Origin of the sequence: Streptomyces sp. NPDC091649, from assembly GCF_044756785.1 — a bacterium.
In the GTDB taxonomy this organism is placed as follows: Bacteria; Actinomycetota; Actinomycetes; order Streptomycetales; family Streptomycetaceae; genus Streptomyces.
The window spans coordinates 13,439-32,371 of record NZ_JBIVTR010000017.1 but is presented as its reverse complement, the minus strand read 5'-3'; the positions used below and the strand labels follow the sequence as shown (position 1 = coordinate 32,371).

The window sequence follows — 18,933 nt, the reverse complement described above, 5'->3', positions numbered from 1 at the left end:
GGCGTGCCCCTCTTCTCCGCTGCCTCCGCCCCGACCTCCGACCCCCCCGCCGCCGCGACCGGAGGCGACGGGTCCGCCGCGACGCCCCGGCCGCCCCTGTGGCTGCCGTCGCCCTACCTCGTGCTGGGCGGCCTGCTGTGGGCGGTGCTGTCCGCTGCGGCCTGGCAGGCTCCGCTGTGCTGCGAGGCCGGGCTGCAGGCGGCGGTCGTCGAACGGCTGCGGGCGAACCTGCTGCACCCGGCGTTCCCGATGACCGACCTGCCCGCGGTGGCGAGCGCGCACTACTCCCCGTACGCGCTCCTCCAAGGGCTGGCGGCCCGCGCCACCGGGCTCTCGGGCCCGTCCGTCGTCGCGGTGGCCGCGTCGGCGAACCTGCTGCTCCTGCTCACCGGGATCGGCCGGCTCACCCGGCTGCTGGCCCCGAACCGCTGGGTGCCGGTCCTCCTGCTGGCGCCGCCGGCCCTGATCCACTGGGCGGACCCGGCCCGCTGGAGCGCACCGAGCACCTTCGCGGTCGCGGTGACCCTGCACCTGTGGGCGTGGACCGGCCGGGCCGCCGCCCGGACCGCCCGGCCGGGCGGTCCGAGGCCCGGCCGGACGCCGAGGTGGCCGGAGGCGGCCGGGATCGGCGTGCTGCTCGGGGTCGTCCTGCTGGTCCACCCGCCGACAGCGCTCGGTGCGGCGATCGGGTGCCTCGCGCTGATCGCGGTCCGGACGCGGACCCGGATCCGGCCGATCGTGTGGCGGTGGGCGTTCGCCGTGGTGTGCGCGGTGGCCGTGGCGGCGCTGTGGCCGTACTACAACGGCCTCACCGCCCCCCGCACCCCCGCCGAGGGCCGGACCACGGGACCGCCGGCGGCCGAGGGGGTGCGGGCGGCCGGGGAGCCGTACGCCTGGGCGACCGCGCACGTGCCCCCGGGCGAGGTGGTCCTGACGGACAGCCGCCCGGCGATGTACGCGCTGGCCGGGCACGGGGCGTACGTGCTGGCCGACGCGCTGCCGGACGCGGGGCTCGCCCACACGGAGCGGCGGGAGCGGAGCCGGGCGGTGGCCGCCTACCTCGACGCGTCGACCCCGCAGGCCCGCCGGGACGGGATCACCGCCCGGTACGGGGTGCGCTGGCTGCTGCTGACCCGCTTCCAGCGGCTGCCCGAGAACGCGACGATGCTGGCTTTCGGCCCGCGTACGGGCGAGGTGCTGGCACGGGTGGCGAGCGGCTGACGCGTACCGCGTACCGCGTACCGCGTAGGCGTCAGCCGGAAGGGCGGAGGGCGGAGGGCGGAGGGCGGCGCGTCAGCCGGAGTGGCGGAGGGCGGTGACGGCCGAGGCGGCCAGATCGTCCAGATAGCCCTTCGGCAGTTCGCCGCGGACCACGGCGAGCCGCCAGTACAGCGGCCCGACGATGAGATCCAGCGCCCGGTCCGGATCGCTGCCGTCGGGCAGCTCGCCCCGGGCCACCGCCTCCCGCACCACTACGGCGGCGACGCCCTGCTGCTGGTCCAGGAGTGCGGCCTTGATCGCCTCGGAGATCTCCGGATTGCGGGCCGCCTCGACCAGCAGGTCCGGGATGACCTGCGAGGCGACCGGGTGGCGCAGGGCGTAGGCGGCCAGTTCGAGGACGGCGCGCACGTCCCCGTACAGCGAACCGGTGGCCGGGGCGGGCATCCCCTGGGCGGCGACGGCCGCGACCAGGTCGAGGACGAGCGCCAGCTTGGATTTCCAGCGCCGGTAGACGGCGGTCTTGCCGACGCCCGCGCGCCGGGCGATGCCCTCGATGGACATCCGGGCGAACCCCACCGCGGCGAGTTCGTCGAAGACGGCGGCGCGGATGGCGTCCGTCACGTCCTCACGCAGGACGGCGGCGCCCGCCGGGGCGCGGCGGCGGGTTCCCCGTTCGGTGGTCATGGCCCGCATGATAGTCGGCCGCGACGAAACGGTTGCGTTGCGACGTCATGACGTCCTACCCTCAGCGTTACGACGATACGGTCCCGTCCCAACGAGGGCGTCCCTACGGGACCGTATCGCTCTCCTCTCCCGCTTCCGTCGAAAGCGATCGTTCGTGGTGAGCCAGACAGCAGCTCCGCCGTCCCCGGTGAGCGCCCCCGCCCAGGCCGTTCCCGCCTACGCACCCGGTGAGCTGGCCGCCCTGGCCGCCCGGCACGGCCTGACGGTCAGCGGCGCCCGGCCCTCGATGCCCGCTTACGTCCGGCAGCTCTGGGGGCGACGGCACTTCATCGCCGCGTTCGCTACGGCCAAACTGACGGCCCAGTACAGCCAGGCGAAGCTCGGCCAGATCTGGCAGATCATGACGCCGCTGCTGAACGCGACGGTCTACTACTTCATCTTCGGCGTCCTGCTGAACACCAAGCACGGGGTGGAGGACTTCGTCCCCTTCCTGGTCACCGGGGTCTTCATCTGGACCTTCACCAGCAGTTCGATCACCGCGGGCACCCGGGCGATCAGCGGCAACATCGGCCTGGTGCGGGCCCTGCACTTCCCCCGCGCCTCGCTGCCGGTGGCGCTGGCGCTCCAGCAGTTGCAGCAGCTGCTGTTCTCGCTGGGAGCGCTGGCCCTGATCCTGCTGGTGTTCGGCCAGTACCCGAGCCCGTACTGGCTGCTGGCCGCCCCGGCGCTCGCCCTCCAGGCGGCGTTCAACACCGGGGTGTCGATGGCCGTGGCCCGGCTGACGGCGAAGACCCCGGACATCGCGCAGCTGACGCCGTTCGTGCTGCGGACCTGGATGTACGCCTCCGGCGTGATGTGGAGCCTGGACCACCTGCTCAAGGGGGACCGGGTGCCGCACGCGGTCATGGTGGCGCTGGAGTACAACCCGGCGGCGCTCTACATCAACCTCATGCGGTACGCGCTCATCGACAGCTACACCGCGGCGCAGCTGCCGCCCTTCGCGTGGGCGGCGGCGGCCGGCTGGGCGCTGCTGTGCGGCGTGGCGGGATTCGTGTACTTCTGGAAGGCCGAGGAGACGTACGGACGTGGCTGATCCCCAGGGTCCCCCCTCCCCCGAGGACCAGCGGGTCCCGACCGTCGTCGTCGACGACGTCCACATCACGTACACGGTCAACGGCGCCCGTACGGGCAGGGGCAGCGCCACCTCGGCGCTCAGCCGGCTCACCACGCGCCGCCGCGCCCCCGGCGCACGCCAGGTGCACGCGGTGAAGGGAGTCAGCTTCGCCGCGTACAAGGGCGAGGCCATCGGACTGATCGGCTCCAACGGCTCCGGCAAGTCGACGCTGCTCAAGGCGGTGGCGGGGCTGCTCCCGCCGACCCGGGGCAAGGTCCACACCCAGGGCCAGCCCTCGCTGCTCGGCGTGAACGCGGCGCTGATGGGCGACCTGACCGGCGAACGCAACGTCGTGCTGGGCGGACTCGCGATGGGCATGACGCGCGAACAGATCCGCGAACGCTACGACGGGATCGTCGACTTCTCCGGCATCAACGAGAAGGGCGACTTCATCACGCTGCCCATGCGCACCTACTCCTCGGGCATGGGCGCCCGGCTCCGCTTCTCCATCGCGGCGGCCAAGAGCCACGACGTGCTCCTGATCGACGAGGCGCTGTCCACGGGCGACGCGAAGTTCCAGCGCCGCAGCAAGGACCGCATCAAGGAACTGCGCGCCGAGGCGGGCACGGTCTTCCTGGTCAGCCACAGCAACAGATCGATCACCGAGACCTGTGACCGGGCGCTGTGGCTGGAGGCGGGCACGCTGAGGATGGACGGCCCGGCGGAGGACGTGGTGGCGGCGTACGAGGCGTTCACCAAGCGCAAGTAACCCCCGGTCCACCCGTCCGGCCAATCCAGCCCGTCCGGCGCTTGAGGACGAATCCTCCGCCGGAGGGCCCGCCACTTCCCGGCCCACCCGTGCGACTCCAGCCCGTCCGGCGCTTGAGGCCAAGGTCCGTACCCGGGAGGCCCGCGTCAACGCCCAGGGGGCCGACGCCACCAACGGCGCCGGCCCCCACAGACGTACCGGAACCCCTACACGTGCGTACGCAGCAGCGTCCGCATCGTCCGCATCGCCACCGACAGGTTCGCCAGGTCGAACGCGTCCGAACTCTGGATCTCCTCCAGCGTCGCCCGCGACCGGGCCAGGATCGCCGCGTTCTTCTCCTCCCACGCCCGGAACCGCTCCTCCGGGGTGGAGGACCCGTTGCCCACGCTCAGCACGTCGGACGTGAGCGCGGCGTGCGCCGCGTACAGGTCCTCGCGGATGGAGGCGCGGGCCATGGACTGCCAGCGGTCGGCCCGCGGCAGCTCGATGATCCGGTCCATCAGCTGAGTGATCCGCAGCCGGTCCGCGAGGTCGTAGTAGACCTCGGCGACCTCCAGCGGCTCCTTGCCCGTACGGTCGGCGATGGCCACGATGTCCAGCGCCGGGAAGGCCGAGGAGAACCCGGCCACCCGGACCGCCAGCTCGTCCGGCACGCCCGCCGAGGTCAGCTCGTCCAGGATCGAGCGGTACCAGTCCAGGTCCGCACCCCTGAGCAGCTTGGGCAGCTCGTCCCAGACCCGCGCGACGCCGTCCCGGAACCCTTCGATCGTCTCCGCGATGGCCACGGGCTGCGGGCGGTTGCCCAGCAGCCAGCGCGAACCGCGCTCGACCAGCCGTCGCGAGTGCAGCCGGATCCGGGTCTGGACGTCGGCGGCGACCTTGTTGTCGAGCGCCTCGACCGCGTCCCACACCCGGGACAGGCCGAAGATCTCGCGGGCCGCGAACTGGGCCCGCACGATCTCCTCGATCGACGCCCCGGTCTCCTCGCGCAGCCGGTGCAGGAAGGTCGAACCGGCGGTGTTCACCGTGTCGTTGACCAGGACCGTCGTGATGATCTCGCGCCGCAGCGCGTGCCCGTCGACCGCCTCCGGGTACCGCTCGCGCAGCTGGCTCGGGAAGTAGGCGTGCACCAGCTTCTGCAGATGCGGGTCGTCCGGCAGGACGGTGGAGATCAGCTCGTCCGCCGTCGTGATCTTCGTGTAGGCGATCAGCACGGCCAGCTCGGGCTGGCTGAGCCCCTTCTCGTTGCTCAGCAGCTCCCGGACGTGCCGGTCGGCCGGCAGGAACTCCAGTGCCCGGTCGAGAGCGCCGTCGCGCTCCAGCCGGCGCATGAAGCGCTGCTGGGCGTGGAGCAGGGACGGGGCCTGGGCCGAGGCGTTGGAGAGCGCGATGTTCTGCGCGTAGTTGTTGCGCAGGACGAGCGCGCCGACCTCCTCGGTCATGTCGGCGAGCAGCTTGTTGCGCTGCTTGACGGTCATGTCGCCGTCCCGGACCAGACCGTTGAGCAGGATCTTGATGTTCACCTCGTGGTCGGAGGTGTCCACACCGGCGCTGTTGTCGATCGCGTCGGTGTTGATCCGGCCGCCGTTGCGGGCGAACTCGATCCGGCCGAGCTGGGTGGCGCCGAGGTTGCCGCCCTCGCCGACGACCTTGGCCCGCAGGTCCTCGCCGTTGACGCGGATCGCGTCGTTGGCCTTGTCGCCGACGTCGGCGTTGGACTCGGACACGGCCTTGATGTAGGTGCCGATGCCGCCGTTCCACACCAGGTCGACGGGGGCCTTGAGGATGGTCTGCATCAGGTCGGCGGGCGTCATCTTGCTCACCGAGGGGTCGATGCCGAGCGCCTCGCGGACATGCGGGTTGAGCGGGATCGACTTGGCGCTGCGCGGGTGGATCCCGCCGCCCGCCGAGAGCAGGCCCGTGTCGTAGTCGGCCCAGGAGCTGCGGGGCAGGTCGAAGAGCCGGCGCCGCTCGGCGTACGAGGTGGCGGCGTCCGGGTCCGGGTCGATGAAGATGTGCCGGTGGTCGAAGGCGGCGACGAGGCGGATGTGCTCGGAGAGCAGCATGCCGTTGCCGAACACGTCGCCGGACATGTCACCGACGCCGACGACGGTGAAGTCCTGGGTCTGGGTGTCGTGGCCCAGCTCCCGGAAGTGCCGCTTGACGGACTCCCAGGCGCCCCGGGCGGTGATGCCCATGCCCTTGTGGTCGTAGCCCGCCGAGCCGCCGGAGGCGAAGGCGTCGCCGAGCCAGAAGCCGTAGGCGACGGCGACCTCGTTGGCGATGTCGGAGAAGCTCGCGGTGCCCTTGTCGGCGGCGACGACGAGGTAGGTGTCGTCCTCGTCGTGCCGGACCACGTCGGCGGGCGGCACGACCTCGCCCGCCACCATGTTGTCGGTGATGTCGAGCAGCGCGGAGATGAAGGTGCGGTACGAGGCGATGCCTTCGGCCAGCCAGGCGTCCCGGTCCACGGACGGGTCCGGGAGCTGCTTGGCGACGAAGCCGCCCTTGGCGCCGACGGGCACGATGACGGTGTTCTTCACCATCTGCGCCTTGACCAGGCCGAGGATCTCCGTACGGAAGTCCTCGCGCCGGTCCGACCAGCGCAGCCCGCCGCGGGCGACCTTGCCGAAGCGCAGGTGGACGCCCTCCACGCGCGGCGAGTAGACCCAGATCTCGTAGGCCGGCCGGGGCGCGGGCAGGTCCGGGATGGCCTGGGGGTCGAACTTCATCGAGACGTAGGAGTGCGGCGTGCCGTCCTCCGCGTTCTGGAAGAAGTTGGTGCGCAGCGTGGCCTTGATGACGGTGAGGAAGGACCGCAGGATCCGGTCCTCGTCCAGCGAGGCGACCTGGTCCAGGGCCCCGTCCAGCTCCTCCAGGAGCCCGTCGGTCAGCTCCGTGCCGGCGCTCTGGCGGCTGGGCGACATACGGGCCTCGAAGAGCGAGACCAGCAGCCGGGTGGTGTGGACGTTGTTGCGGAGCGTGGACTCCATGTAGTCCTGGCTGAAGGTCGACTTGGCCTGCCTCAGGTACTTCGCGTACGCGCGCAGCACCATGGCCTGCCGCCAGTTCAGCCCGGCGCCGAGGACCAGCGCGTTGAAGCCGTCGTTCTCCGCCTCGCCCTTCCAGACGGCGGCGAACGCCTCCTGGAAGCGGGCCCGGGCGTCGTCGGCGAGGTAACCGCCGTTGCCGGTGGCCAGGGGCATCCGCAGCCCGAAGTCGTAGATCCAGGCGTGCGTACGGTCGGCGCAGCGCAGCTCGTAGGGCCGTTCGTCGACGACCTCGACGCCGAGCTGCTGGAGCGCCGGGAGGACGGCGGACAGGGAGACCTGCTCACCGGTCCGGTAGATCTTGAAGCGGCGCTCGCCGGGGCCCGCGCCGACCGGCTCGTACAGGCTGAGGGCGAAGTCCTTCTCCCCCTGCTTGAGGGTCTCCAGGTGGACCAGGTCGGCCACGGCGGCGCGCGGTGAGTGGTCGGCCTTGTAGCCCTCGGGGAACGAGTGGCCGTACTGGCGCTGGAGTTCGGCGCCGCGCTCCTCGCCGAGCTCGGCGGTGAGCGCCTCCTGGAAGCCGTCGGCCCAGGAGCGGGCGGCCTCGACGAGACGGGCCTCGATGCGGTCGGCGTCGGCGTCCGTCAGGTGCGGCAGCTCGGTGCCGGCCGGGACCCGGATGACGAAGTGCAGCCGGGAGAGGATCGATTCGGTGTTCCACGCGGTGAAGTCGACGCTGTTGCCGCCGAGCTCCTCCTTGAGGATGTCGATCAGCCGCAGGCGCACGCCGGTGGTGTAGCGGTCGCGCGGGAGGTAGACGATCGCGGAGTAGTAGCGCCCGTACTCGTCCTGGCGCAGGTAGAGCCGCAGCCGGCGGCGCTCCTGGAGGTAGAGGACGGAGGTCACGATGGAGCGGAGCTGGTCGACGGGCGTCTGGAACAGCTCGTCGCGGGGGTAGGTCTCCAGGATCTGGAGCAGGTCGCGGCCGTCGTGGCTGTTGTACGAGAAGCCCGCGCCCTCGACGACCTCGGCGACCTTGCGGCGGATGACGGGCACCCGGCGCACGGACTCGGTGTAGGCGGCGGAGGAGAACAGTCCGAGGAAGCGCCGCTCGCCGACGACGTTGCCCTTGGCGTCGAACTTCTTCACGCCGACGTAGTCGAGGTAGCTGGGGCGGTGCACGGTGGCCCGGCTGTTGGCCTTCGTCAGGACGAGGAGCTTGTGCTCGCGGGCCTTGGCGCGGGCGTCGGCGGGCAGCCGGTCGAAGGACGGGCTGACCGGGTGGGCCTCGTCCTCGCTGTGATGCGGGTCGGAGCGCAGGATACCGAGCCCGGTGCCGGGCACGACGGCCAGCGCGTCGCTGTCCTTCAACTCGTACTCGCGGTAGCCGAGGAAGGTGAAGTGGTCGGCGGCCAGCCAGCGCAGCAGCTCGCGGGCCTCCTCGACCTCCTCGTCGGCGAGGTCGTCCAGCGGTTCGCCGGGCAGGTCGTCGGCGATCCGGAGGGCGGCTTCGCGCATCTTCCCCCAGTCCTCGACGGTCTCCCGTACGTCGGACAGGACGCGCAGCAGGTCGGTGGTGATCTGCTGGAGGTCGCCGCGGTCGGTCTCCCGGTCGATCTCGACGTGGATCCAGGACTCGACGAGCGCGTCGTGGGGCAGCTCGGACCCGCCGTCGGCGTCCTTGCGGCCCTTGCTGCGCTTCGGGATGCCCGGTCCGCCGGAGAGGACCTCGATGAGCTTGCCGGTGACGTCACGGCGGACCGTGATCTGCGGGTGGATCACGACATGGATGCCGCGCCCCTGCCGGGACAGCTCGTTGGTGACGGAGTCGACCAGGAAGGGCATGTCGTCGGTGACCACCTCGACGACGGAGTGGCTGCAGGTCCAGCCGTTCTCCTCGACGGTCGGGGTGTGCACCCGGACGTTCGCCGTGCCCTGCGGACGGTTCTCGGCCAGCCGGTAGTGCGAGGCCGCGGCGCCGTAGACGTCGACCGGGTCACGGCCGCTGAGGTCCTCCGGAGCCGTGTGCAGGTAGTAGCGCTGGAGGTAGGCGAGCACCGTGTCCTGGCCGGTACGGGCGCTCTCGTCGGCCCCGGCGGCGGCGGTCCGCGCCCGGGGGGCGCCCCCCGGGCCGCCGACACCACCGCCCGGACCGTCTTCAGCTACCTTGGCGGCCCCTGCGAGCAGCTCGGCCTTGGCTTCGTCCAGCTTGGTCTGCATGTCCTCTGGCTCCTGTCGCGCGCCGTTGCGTGACGTAGGTGAGAAAAGCGGCGTACCGCCACGACGCGGGGTTTACCGGTCTGAGTCGACGCTATGCCGCTTCGAGAGTTACCCGGGACCGTATGCGCCATTTTCGGCAGCCGGTCCGGAGTCGGTAGATCGCGGATCGCCCGGGTGCGGTGGCACTCCGGGCGGCAGCCGGGGGCTTCGCTGCCCCCGAGGCGTATCGCGCTGATCACGACCCCAGGCTATCCCCCTCGCACCCCACCGCGTCATGGGCCGCTTGTATACAAAAGAACGGTGCGAACTTTGACACTCTGGACAGTGCGCCGTGCCGCCTTGGCGAACTCCCGAAACCGGGGCAGTCTGTCCGTACCGCACGGATTAAGGCCCTCGACACGCCATCGGGGCCCCGGCCCGGAGGAGCCCGCCATGCCGCAGAAGATCCTCATCGTCACCGGCGACGCCGCCGAGTCGCTCGAAGTGCTCTACCCGTACCAGCGGCTGCGGGAGGAGGGGTACGAGGTCGACATCGCGGCCCCCGAGCGCAAGACGCTGCGCTTCGTGGTCCACGACTTCGAGCCCGGCTTCGACACGTACACCGAGAAGCCCGGTTACACCTGGCCCGCCGACCTGTCCTTCTCCGAGGTCGACCCCGGGGCCTACATCGCTCTGGTGATCCCCGGCGGCCGCGCCCCCGAATACCTCCGCAACAACGCCGAGCTGCGGAAGATCGTCGGCGCCTTCTTCTCCGCGGACCGCCCGGTCGCCCAGATCTGCCACGGCCCCCTGATCACCGCCGCCGCGGGCAGCCTCAGCGGCCGCCATGTCACGGCCTATCCGGCCCTGGAACCGGACATGCAGAGCGCGGGCGCGACCTTCCAGGACACGGAGGCGGTCGTGGACGGCGCCCTCGTCTCCTCCCGGGCCTGGCCCGACCACGCGGCCTGGATGCGGGCGTTCCTGAAGGTGCTCAGGTCGAGCGGCCACTCAGGCGCGTCCGACGCCTGAGGACCCCTTCGCGGCCCGCCGGGGAACATGTTCGAGCCCGCCCGGCGCAGGAGACGCCTTACCGGCCCGCCGGGGCACACGATCGAATCCGCCCGCACCCGCTACGCGGAGAACGTCTCTGCCAACGCCACCGCCTCCGCCAGGGTGTCGACCACCGGCACGCCCGCCCCTTCCAGGCTGCCGCGGCTGTGCGATCCCCCGGTGTACAGCACGGCCCGGGCCCCGACGTGCGCCGCCGCTATCGCGTCGTCCACCGCGTCCCCGATGACGACCGCGCGCTCCGGGGAGATCCCGTCCACACCGGCCAGCGCCGCGAAGTGCCGCTCCATGTGGAGCGCCTTGCTCCCGCCGGACGGCCCCGTACGCCCGTCGACGCGGACGAACCACGGCTCGATGCCGTACCCCCGCACCACGGGCACCAGCTCGTCGTGCCCGTACATGCTCAGCAGCGACTGGCTGTGCCCGGCCCGCTGCCACTGACGCAGCAGCTCCTCCGCACCGGAGGTGAGCCCGCAGGCCACCCGCTGCTCCGTGTAATACCGGTGGAAGGCACCGTCCATCCGCTCCCACTCGGCCTCGGTGGGCAGCCGGCCCAGGAACCGCTCGTAGAAGCGGGGTATGGGGATGCAGTACATCTCCCGGTACTGCTCCAGCGTGATCGGCGCCAGCTCGACCTCCGCGAAGGCGGCGTTCGTCGCCCGGATGACGGCATGGGTGTCGTCGAGCAGTGTGCCGTTCCAGTCCCAGACCAGATGTGTGCGTGTCGCCCCGGATGTCATACGGAAAAAAATACCCGCCGGGTACGACAACGCCGTCACTCAGCCGATGAGCTGCGGAATCTCCTGGACGCCGAACCAGAGCAGCTCGTGGTCCTCGACACCGTCCACGGTGAACTGCGCGTCGTCGTCACCGAGGTCCGCCGCCCCCAGGGCCGCCGCCGCGGCGGCCACGTCCTTCTCCGCGTCGTCGGCGTCCACGTGGACCGCCGCGGCCTTGGCCAGCGGCAGCGCGGCGGCGATCCGCACCTCGCCGAGCGACGCCGCGCTCAGCCCGTGATCGGGGTCGGCGACGGCGGCCCCGTCCGGTACGTCGACGGCGACGACGACCCTGCGGCGGGCCTCGTCCGGGTTCCCGGCGATCATCCGGAGCGAGGCGGCGGCGGCCCGGTTGAGCGCCGCGTACTCCAGCTCCTCGATGTCGTCGGAGACGTACCACTCGCGCAGCCCGGGGGTCACCGCGTAGGCGGTCAGCGGTCCGGGGCCGACCTCGCCCGCACCGTGCGCCGCTGCGAGACCGGAGAGGGTCAGGGGGACGTACACGCGCATGGCAGGTCGCTTTCGTAGAGGGAAACGTCCTCAGGATACGTGGGAACGTCCCCTTTCGGGTTTCGGCAACCGGGGGCGTGCGTCCACGGCCGACGCCTCGTCACCCCCGCTGCCGCCCTTGCGGGGCAAGGGCGGCACCACGGATAGGTGAATTCGCCCGCGCGCGGTCGGCGCCCAAGGGCCCCTTGCGTCGCTGACGACCGCCCCCGTAGAAGATCCCCAACACAAGTTACCGCCCGGTATGGACCGGGCCCGGTCAACGGGGGCGATGATCATGAGCACGGACAGGACGAGGCCCGCCGGCCGACGCGACCAGGGCGGTCCCCGGACCGTGCCGCCGCAGCGGTCCCGCAGGCCCCACCGGCCGCAGCGGCCCCACCAGTGGTTCGCTGAGCGGCTCCTCGCGGTCCTCAGCGGCCAGCGCCCCGTGCACTGGATGCTGGGCCACACCATCGGCGCGGCCTACGACCAGCTCGCGGAGCTGGCCCCCACCGCCCCGCTGGGGGCCTCCCGGGGCAGCCGCCCGGTCCTTCGCCACTGCCGCGGCGCCCAGCCCGCCACGGGCGTGGTCGAGGCGTTCGCCAGCATCGCGGCGGGCGACCGGGTCCGGGCGATGGCCTTCCGCCTGGAACAGGGCCCCGACCAGCGCTGGCGCTGCGCCGCGGTGGAACTGGGCGGCGAACGCCTCACGGCCGGCGCCCCGGGTCCCCGGTGACCCGGCGCACGCGGCAGGGGCCGGACACCCCTTGGTGTCCGGCCCCTGTCGGGGCACTGCCGCTGGTGCTACTTCTTGCGGCGGCGACCGCCGCCACCGCCGCCCTTCTGGGCCTTGCGGCGCTCCGCACGCGTCATGCCGTCGACCGACCGCGTGGCGCCGGCGGCCTCGTCGGTGGCGAAGTCGCCCTCGACGACACCGCCCTCGCCGTCCACCGTGGGAGCGGAGAAGTGGAGCCGGTCCGGCCGCTGCGGGGCCTCCAGGCCCTTGGCACGGATCTGCGGGGCCGCGGCGGCGCTCTCCTTCTCCAGCGAGGTGCGCTCGGCGCCGTCCTTCACCGGAACCTCCTCGACCTGCTGCTCGACCTGGACCTCCAGGTTGAACAGGTAGCCGACGGACTCCTCCTTGATGCCCTCCATCATGGCGTTGAACATGTCGAAGCCCTCGCGCTGGTACTCGACCAGCGGGTCCTTCTGCGCCATGGCCCGCAGGCCGATGCCCTCCTGGAGGTAGTCCATCTCGTAGAGGTGCTCGCGCCACTTGCGGTCGAGCACCGAGAGGACGACGCGGCGCTCCAGCTCACGCATGATGTCGGAGCCGAGCGTGTTCTCGCGCTCCTCGTACTGCTCGTGGATGTCGTTCTTGACCGACTCCGCGATGAACTCGGCGGTGACGCCCGCCAGGTCCCCGGCCGCCTCCTCCAGCTCCTCGACGGTGACCTTCACCGGGTAGAGCTGCTTGAAGGCGCCCCACAGCCGGTCCAGGTCCCACTCCTCGGCGAAGCCCTCGGCGGTCTCCTGCCGGATGTAGTCGTCGATCGTGTCATCCATGAAGTGCCGGATCTGGTCCTGGAGGTCCTCGCCCTCCAGGACGCGGCGGCGCTCGCCGTAGATGACCTCGCGCTGCCGGTTGAGCACCTCGTCGTACTTCAGGACGTTCTTACGCGTCTCGAAGTTCTGCTGCTCGACCTGCGACTGGGCGGAGGCGATGGCACGGGTGACCATCTTGTTCTCGATCGGGACGTCGTCGGGGACGTTCGCCATCGCCATGACGCGCTCGACCATCTGCGCCTTGAACAGGCGCATCAGGTCGTCGCCCAGCGACAGGTAGAAACGGGACTCGCCCGGGTCGCCCTGACGGCCGGAGCGACCGCGCAGCTGGTTGTCGATACGGCGCGACTCGTGGCGCTCGGTGCCGAGCACGTAGAGCCCGCCGAGTTCCTTGACCTCCTCGAACTCCGCCTTCACGGCCTGCTCGGCCGCCTCCAGCGCGGCGGGCAGCGCCGCCGCCCACTCCTCGACGTTCTCCACGGGGTCGAGGCCGCGCTGGCGCAGCTCCGCCTCGGCGAGGTCGTCGGGGTTGCCGCCGAGCTTGATGTCGGTGCCTCGGCCGGCCATGTTCGTCGCGACGGTGACGGCGCCCTTGCGGCCCGCCTGGGCGACGATCGTCGCCTCCCGGTCGTGCTGCTTGGCGTTGAGGACCTCGTGCTGGACACCGCGCTTGGAGAGCTGCTGCGAGAGGTACTCGGACTTCTCGACCGAGGTGGTGCCGACCAGGATCGGCTGGCCCTTCTCGTGCTTCTCGGCGATGTCGTCGACGACCGCGGCGAACTTGGCGACCTCGGTGCGGTAGATCAGGTCCGACTGGTCGGCCCGGACCATCGGCCGGTTCGTCGGGATCGGCACCACGCCGAGCTTGTAGATCTGGTGGAACTCGGCGGCCTCGGTCATCGCCGTACCGGTCATGCCGGAGAGCTTGTCGTAGAGGCGGAAGAAGTTCTGCAGGGTGATCGTGGCGAGGGTCTGGTTCTCGTCCTTGATGTCCACCCCTTCCTTCGCCTCGATCGCCTGGTGCATGCCCTCGTTGTAGCGGCGGCCGGCGAGGATACGGCCGGTGTGCTCGTCGACGATCATGACTTCGCCGTCGATGACGACGTAGTCCTTGTCCTTCTTGAACAGTTCCTTGGCCTTGATGGCGTTGTTCAGATAACCGACGAGCGGGGTGTTCACCGACTCGTAGAGGTTGTCGATGCCGAGCCAGTCCTCGACCTTGGCGACACCGGGCTCGTGGATGGCCACGGTCCGCTTCTTCTCGTCGACCTCGTAGTCGCCGGTCTCCTCGATGCCCTTGAGCTGGTTGCCCGGCTCGCCCTTGGTGAGGCGCGTGACCAGCTTGGCGAAGTCGCCGTACCACTTGGTGGCCTGGTCGGCCGGGCCGGAGATGATCAGCGGCGTACGGGCCTCGTCGACGAGGATCGAGTCGACCTCGTCGACCACGGCGAAGTTGTGGCCGCGCTGGACGAGCTCGTCCTTGGACCACGCCATGTTGTCGCGGAGGTAGTCGAAGCCGAACTCGTTGTTCGTGCCGTAGGTGATGTCGCAGGCGTACTGCTCGCGGCGCTGGGCCGGAGTCATGTTGGCGACGATGCAGCCGACGGTCAGTCCGAGGAACTTGTGGACCCGGCCCATCATCTCGGAGTCGCGCTCGGCGAGGTAGTCGTTGACCGTGATCAGGTGCACGCCCTTGCCGGAGAGCGCGTTCAGATACGTGGGCAGGGTGCCGACGAGGGTCTTGCCCTCACCGGTCTTCATCTCGGCCACATAACCGAGGTGCAGGGCGGCTCCGCCCATCATCTGTACGTCGTAGTGGCGCTGTCCGAGAACGCGCTTCGCGGCCTCACGGACCGTGGCGAAGGCTTCGGGAAGCAGGTCGTCCAGGCTCTCGCCGTCCGCGTACCGTTCCTTGTACTCGTCGGTGAGCGCCCGCAGCTCGGCGTCGGAGAGGTTGACGAAGTCCTCTTCGATGGAGCTGACCTGGTCCGCGATGCGGTGCAGTTTGCGCAGGATCTTGCCTTCGCCTGCACGCATGAGCTTGTTGAAGACGGACACTGAGGCTGGTCTCCTTGCCGGTCGGGCCTGGCACTGGGTCGTGTAATGGACTCTGGCGCGGGCACGGCAGGTGGGCCCCACCGCAACGGCCATCGTAAGCGAGGACACCACCGCGTCGGGAGGGCTGCCGTCGCGTGGACCTCGCCGCACCCTCACAGGACAACGGTTCAAACGCACGGAAGGTGCCGGGAAGCCCGAAAAGTGCTCGCGTCACGAGGGCGGGCTCACGAGAATCGGCCCATGGAGCCGATCACTCTCACCACGGAACGCCTGCTGCTGCGGCCCTTCGGCCCGCAGGACACGCACCGGGTGCACGCCGCCTGCCAGGACCCGGACATCCAGCGCTGGACGGTGGTCCCCTCCCCCTACCGTCTCACCGACGCGGAACTGTTCACCACGAAGCTCTCCCCGGCGGGCTGGCAGGACGACTCCGCCTACGGCTTCGCCCTGACCCTGCGGGAGACCGGGGCGCTCGTCGGCGCGCTCGGCATCGACCGCCGCAGCCTGCCGGGGACGTACGAGGTGGGCTACTGGTCCGCCAAGGAGCACCGCGGCCGCGGCTACGTCACCGAGGCGGTGCTCGGTTCCGCCCGCTGGGCCTTCTCCGTCCTCGGGGCGGACCGGCTGGAGTGGCGGGCCGAGACCGGCAACGTGGCCTCGCGGGCCGTCGCCCTGCGGGCGGGGTTCCGGCTGGAGGGCGAGCAGCGGTCCGGGCTGCTCAACAAGGGGGTGCGGCGCGACGCCTGGACGGCGGCCCTGCTCCCGTCCGACCTGGGGCTCGCGGGCGCCCATCCGTACGTCCCCGGACGGCGTGCCCCGGGGCACGGCGGGTCCCCTGATCCGGGGCGGTGACCTCCGGGCGGAATGCGGGGCCTCGCTGTCGGTGGCGCCGTCTAGGGTTCGACGTATGACGCCTGTGCCCTCTCCCGCAGTCGAACTCTCCGCCGACCAGGCCCGCCGTATAGCGCTGCGCGCCCAGGGCCTCCTGGGGGCTCCGGACCGCCGTGCGGGGGTCCCGGGAGTGCTGCGCCACCTGGGCGCGGTCCAGCTGGACACGATCTCCGTGCTCGCCCGCTCGCACGAGCTGATCCCCTACGCCCGGCTCGGCCCGGTGGGCCGCCGGACGGTGGAGGACGCCTACTGGACGGGCGGCCGGTCCTTCGAGTACTGGTCGCACGCCGCGTGCATCCTCCCCGTCGAGGAGTGGCCGCACTTCGCGTTCCGCCGCCGCGCCTACCGCTCCCGCCCGCACTGGGGCCACGATCTCCCCGACGGTGTGTACGACACCGTGATCAAGCAGCTGCGCGACGAGGGTCCGCTGACGGCGACCGAGCTGGGCGGCGCGAAGAACGGCGGCGAGTGGTGGGACTGGTCGGCGTCCAAGGTCGCCGTCGAGCGGGCCCTGATGTACGGCGAGGTGGTCTGCACCGAGCGGCGCGGCTGGAAGCGGGTCTACGACCTGGCCGAGCGGGCCATTCCGGACGCCCTGCTGCACGACGACCTGGGCGACGCCGAGTGCCGACGGCGACTGGTGGCGCTGGCGGGCGCGTCCCTGGGGGTCGGCACCCGCGGCGACATCGCGGACTATCACCGGCTGAAGGGCGAGGAGTTCGACGCCGTGGTGGCGGACTCGGGGCTGGTCCCCGTCGCGGTGGAGGGATGGGCGAAGCCGGCCTGGGCGGACCCGGCGGCCCTGGCCGGGGAGCCGCGCGGACGCCACCGTACGACGCTGCTGTCGCCGTTCGACTCCCTGATCTGGGAGCGGGCGCGCACGGAGCGGATCTTCGACTTCACGCACCGGCTGGAGGCATACGTTCCCAAGCAGAAGCGCGTCCACGGCTACTTCGCGATGCCGTTGCTTGCGGGCGGGAAGCTCCAGGGCCGGGTGGACCCGGCGCGCGAGGGCACCACGCTGGTCGCGCGGCAGGCGTCACTGGCCGGGCCGAAGGCGGTGGTCCCGATGGCCGAGGCCCTGGTGGAGGCGGCTTCCTGGGTGGGCTGCACGGACGTCCGGGTGGACCGGGTCGAGGCCCCGGAGCTGCGTGAGCCGCTCAGGACGGAGATCGGCCACGCCTTCCAGCGCGCCCGCCGCTGACCGCATGACCGCCGACGGCGACCGGCGGGCGAGAGCCGGGCGGCAGGGGCGGGAGTGCAGAGCCGGGCAGCCGCCGGGCGGCCGGGACGGGCCGCGGCGGCTGGGAGTCGGGACGGGAGCCGGACGGGGCAAGTCCGGGGGGCGGGTCGGCGCAGGGGCGCCGTCCGCTACCTGATCTCCAGGATCTTCTCGCGCATGGCGTAGACCACGGCTTCCATCCGGGAGTGCAGTTGCAGTTTCTCCAGGATATTGCGGACGTGGTTCTTCACCGTGTTCTCGGAAATGAACAACTCCTTGGCGATGTCCCGGTTGTTCATGCCGGTCGCCACGAGTTTCAGCACTTCCAGCTCGCGTTCGGTGAGCCGGGGCGCCGGAACGAGCCGTCGCTCGTCCGTGCGCTGGATCATCGATTTGAACTCGGTGAGCAGTTTGGAGGCCATGGAAGGGCTGATCTGGGACTGCCCGTCGGCGACCGCGCGAATAGCCGTGGACACCTCGTCGGTGGAGATCTCCTTCAGGAGATATCCGGTCGCACCCGCCTTGATCGCCTCGTAGAGGTCGGCCTCCTCGTCGCTGATCGTGAGCATGATGATCTTCGCACTGGGGGCCACCTCCTTGATGGCGGTACACGCCTCGATGCCGCCGCGCTTGGGCATCCGGACATCCATCAGAACGATGTCGGGCAGCAGGTCGGCGGCCTTGTCGACCGCCTCGGAGCCGTCCCCGGCCTCGCCGACGACCTGGATGTCCTCCTCCTGCGCGAGGACGATCTCCAGACCCCTGCGGAAGAGCGCGTGGTCATCGACCACGAGGACCCTGATCGGCTCCTTGCGCGCAGCGCCGTCCGCGTCCGTGCCGGTGTACGCGCCGGCGTCGTCGGAGTCATTCGCATCGCGCACGGGCCCGAAGGTGTCCGCCATCGTTCCTCCCCCTGAAGGCCACGGCCTGAAGTGTCGGTCGTTCGCCAACGGCACTTCTCGGAACACCGATTGGCTCGGGCGCCATGATTCCATGCCCGGACCCCGGCACCGTGTTCCCGTGCCCGTGCACGGGTGCCCCCGGTGGCGTGAAAACGCCCCGGGGGCACCGGCGATGCGGCCTCAGCCGCCGAGCGCTCCGCCCGCTCCGCCTGCTTCGTCAGCGGCGAGCGGGTCGGTCCTCAGGTGGATGACGCCGTAGTCGTACGCGTGTCGCCGGTAGACGACACTGGGCTCCTTCGTCTCGGAGTCGACGAACAAGTAGAAGTCGTGACCGACCAGTTCCATCTCGTAGAGCGCCTGGTCGAGCGACATCGGAGCGGCGGTGTGGGTCTTCTCGCGCATCACGAGCGGCCCTTCGCCCTGCACTTCGAGCGAGCCGATCTTCGTGGTGGGGACGGGCGCCGTCGGCTGCTCGCCCACCAGTTCACCGTCCTCGTCGAACGAAGCGACGCCGGGGACCACGTCCCCGACCTCGGCAGCCGACAGACGGCCGTTGCCACGGCGGCTGTAGCGCTTGTCGTGCTGCTTGCGCAGCCGGGCCTCCAGCTTCCCGGTGGCCAGGTCGAGCGCTGCGTAAGGGTCGCCCGCCGCCGCTTCCGCCCGGATGACCGGCCCCCGGGAGCGGAGCGTGATCTCCACCCGGTCGGAACGGTCGGCCTGACGGGGATTCAGCTCCTTGGACACCTCGACGTCGAGGCTGATCACCTTGCCGTCGAACTTCTGGATCTTGTCCAGCTTCAGCTTCTCGGCCACGTGCTTGCGGAACCGCTCGGGCACCTCGGTCTTGCGGCCCTTGACGACGATGTCCACGCAGAACTCCGTTCCCGGATCGCCCCGCTCAGCGGCGGAGCGTCTCCCTTTTGCACCAGGCCCCGGAGATCACCAGGGCCTCGGACTCGGTGGCTTTCGCCTCCTCCTCCC

At 71.0% G+C, this 18,933-nt stretch carries 14 protein-coding genes; 7 read left to right on the top strand and 7 right to left on the bottom strand.

Going from position 1 to position 18,933, the window contains the following annotated elements; genetic code table 11:
- Positions 1-3 precede the first annotated feature (3 nt).
- Positions 4-1,221 carry a hypothetical protein gene (locus tag ACIQMU_RS24955; RefSeq protein WP_402689712.1) on the top strand — a complete coding sequence of 406 codons (1,218 nt, stop codon included), beginning with the start codon at positions 4-6 and terminating at the stop codon, positions 1,219-1,221.
- A 72-nt stretch (positions 1,222-1,293) separates the two neighbouring features.
- Here the strand turns inward: ACIQMU_RS24955 and ACIQMU_RS24950 are convergent, their stop codons facing one another.
- Complete coding sequence (locus tag ACIQMU_RS24950) at positions 1,294-1,905, bottom strand: TetR/AcrR family transcriptional regulator (protein WP_402689711.1); 612 nt, start codon at positions 1,903-1,905, stop codon at positions 1,294-1,296.
- A gap of 187 nt (positions 1,906-2,092) precedes the next feature.
- Here ACIQMU_RS24950 and ACIQMU_RS24945 point away from each other — a divergent pair, with 187 nt between their 5' ends.
- Together ACIQMU_RS24945 and ACIQMU_RS24940 are read left to right on the top strand one after the other, a co-directional pair.
- Positions 2,093-2,998 carry an ABC transporter permease gene (locus ACIQMU_RS24945; RefSeq protein ID WP_402689762.1) on the top strand — a complete coding sequence of 302 codons (906 nt, stop codon included), beginning with the start codon at positions 2,093-2,095 and terminating at the stop codon, positions 2,996-2,998.
- Complete coding sequence (locus tag ACIQMU_RS24940; RefSeq protein WP_352241232.1) at positions 2,991-3,788, top strand: ABC transporter ATP-binding protein; 798 nt, start codon at positions 2,991-2,993, stop codon at positions 3,786-3,788. The genes ACIQMU_RS24945 and ACIQMU_RS24940 overlap by 8 nt, the downstream gene beginning before the upstream one ends.
- A gap of 206 nt (positions 3,789-3,994) precedes the next feature.
- On the opposite strand, the gene ACIQMU_RS24935 is transcribed toward ACIQMU_RS24940, so the two are convergent.
- Entirely contained in the window at positions 3,995-8,998 is a 5,004-nt protein-coding gene (locus ACIQMU_RS24935) for an NAD-glutamate dehydrogenase (RefSeq protein ID WP_352241231.1), read from the bottom strand.
- Between the two features lie 432 nt (positions 8,999-9,430).
- On the opposite strand from ACIQMU_RS24935, the gene ACIQMU_RS24930 reads away from it, so the two are divergent.
- Positions 9,431-10,009 carry a DJ-1/PfpI family protein gene (locus tag ACIQMU_RS24930; RefSeq protein ID WP_352241230.1) on the top strand — a complete coding sequence of 193 codons (579 nt, stop codon included), beginning with the start codon at positions 9,431-9,433 and terminating at the stop codon, positions 10,007-10,009.
- Positions 10,010-10,110: 101 nt separating this feature from the next.
- Here the strand turns inward: ACIQMU_RS24930 and ACIQMU_RS24925 are convergent, their stop codons facing one another.
- Positions 10,111-10,788, bottom strand: coding sequence for an HAD family hydrolase (locus tag ACIQMU_RS24925; RefSeq protein ID WP_352241229.1), 678 nt, complete (start codon positions 10,786-10,788; stop codon positions 10,111-10,113).
- 39 nt (positions 10,789-10,827) lie between these two features.
- The gene (locus tag ACIQMU_RS24920; RefSeq protein ID WP_352241228.1) at positions 10,828-11,334 is read right to left on the bottom strand and encodes a DUF6912 family protein; all 507 of its coding nucleotides are present in this window, start codon (positions 11,332-11,334) and stop codon (positions 10,828-10,830) included.
- A gap of 274 nt (positions 11,335-11,608) precedes the next feature.
- Between ACIQMU_RS24920 and ACIQMU_RS24915 the strand changes: the two genes are divergently transcribed.
- A complete protein-coding gene (locus ACIQMU_RS24915; protein ID WP_352241227.1) occupies positions 11,609-12,049 on the top strand; it encodes an Rv3235 family protein in 441 nt (146 codons plus the stop codon).
- Positions 12,050-12,117: 68 nt separating this feature from the next.
- On the opposite strand, the gene secA is transcribed toward ACIQMU_RS24915, so the two are convergent.
- Positions 12,118-14,937 carry a preprotein translocase subunit SecA gene (gene secA, locus ACIQMU_RS24910; RefSeq protein WP_352241226.1) on the bottom strand — a complete coding sequence of 940 codons (2,820 nt, stop codon included), beginning with the start codon at positions 14,935-14,937 and terminating at the stop codon, positions 12,118-12,120.
- 240 nt (positions 14,938-15,177) lie between these two features.
- Here secA and ACIQMU_RS24905 point away from each other — a divergent pair, with 240 nt between their 5' ends.
- Complete coding sequence (locus ACIQMU_RS24905) at positions 15,178-15,789, top strand: GNAT family N-acetyltransferase (protein WP_402689710.1); 612 nt, start codon at positions 15,178-15,180, stop codon at positions 15,787-15,789.
- A gap of 55 nt (positions 15,790-15,844) precedes the next feature.
- Positions 15,845-17,032 (top strand): winged helix-turn-helix domain-containing protein, encoded by a 1,188-nt coding sequence (locus tag ACIQMU_RS24900; protein WP_402689709.1) that lies wholly within the window; start codon positions 15,845-15,847, stop codon positions 17,030-17,032.
- Between the two features lie 167 nt (positions 17,033-17,199).
- Here the strand turns inward: ACIQMU_RS24900 and ACIQMU_RS24895 are convergent, their stop codons facing one another.
- Positions 17,200-17,952: a response regulator transcription factor gene (locus ACIQMU_RS24895; RefSeq protein ID WP_352241222.1), complete on the bottom strand. Its 753-nt coding sequence runs from the start codon at positions 17,950-17,952 to the stop codon at positions 17,200-17,202.
- Positions 17,953-18,132: 180 nt separating this feature from the next.
- Positions 18,133-18,822, bottom strand: a complete 690-nt coding sequence (hpf, locus tag ACIQMU_RS24890) for a ribosome hibernation-promoting factor, HPF/YfiA family (RefSeq protein WP_352241221.1) — start codon at positions 18,820-18,822, stop codon at positions 18,133-18,135.
- Between the last annotated feature and the right edge of the window lie 111 nt (positions 18,823-18,933).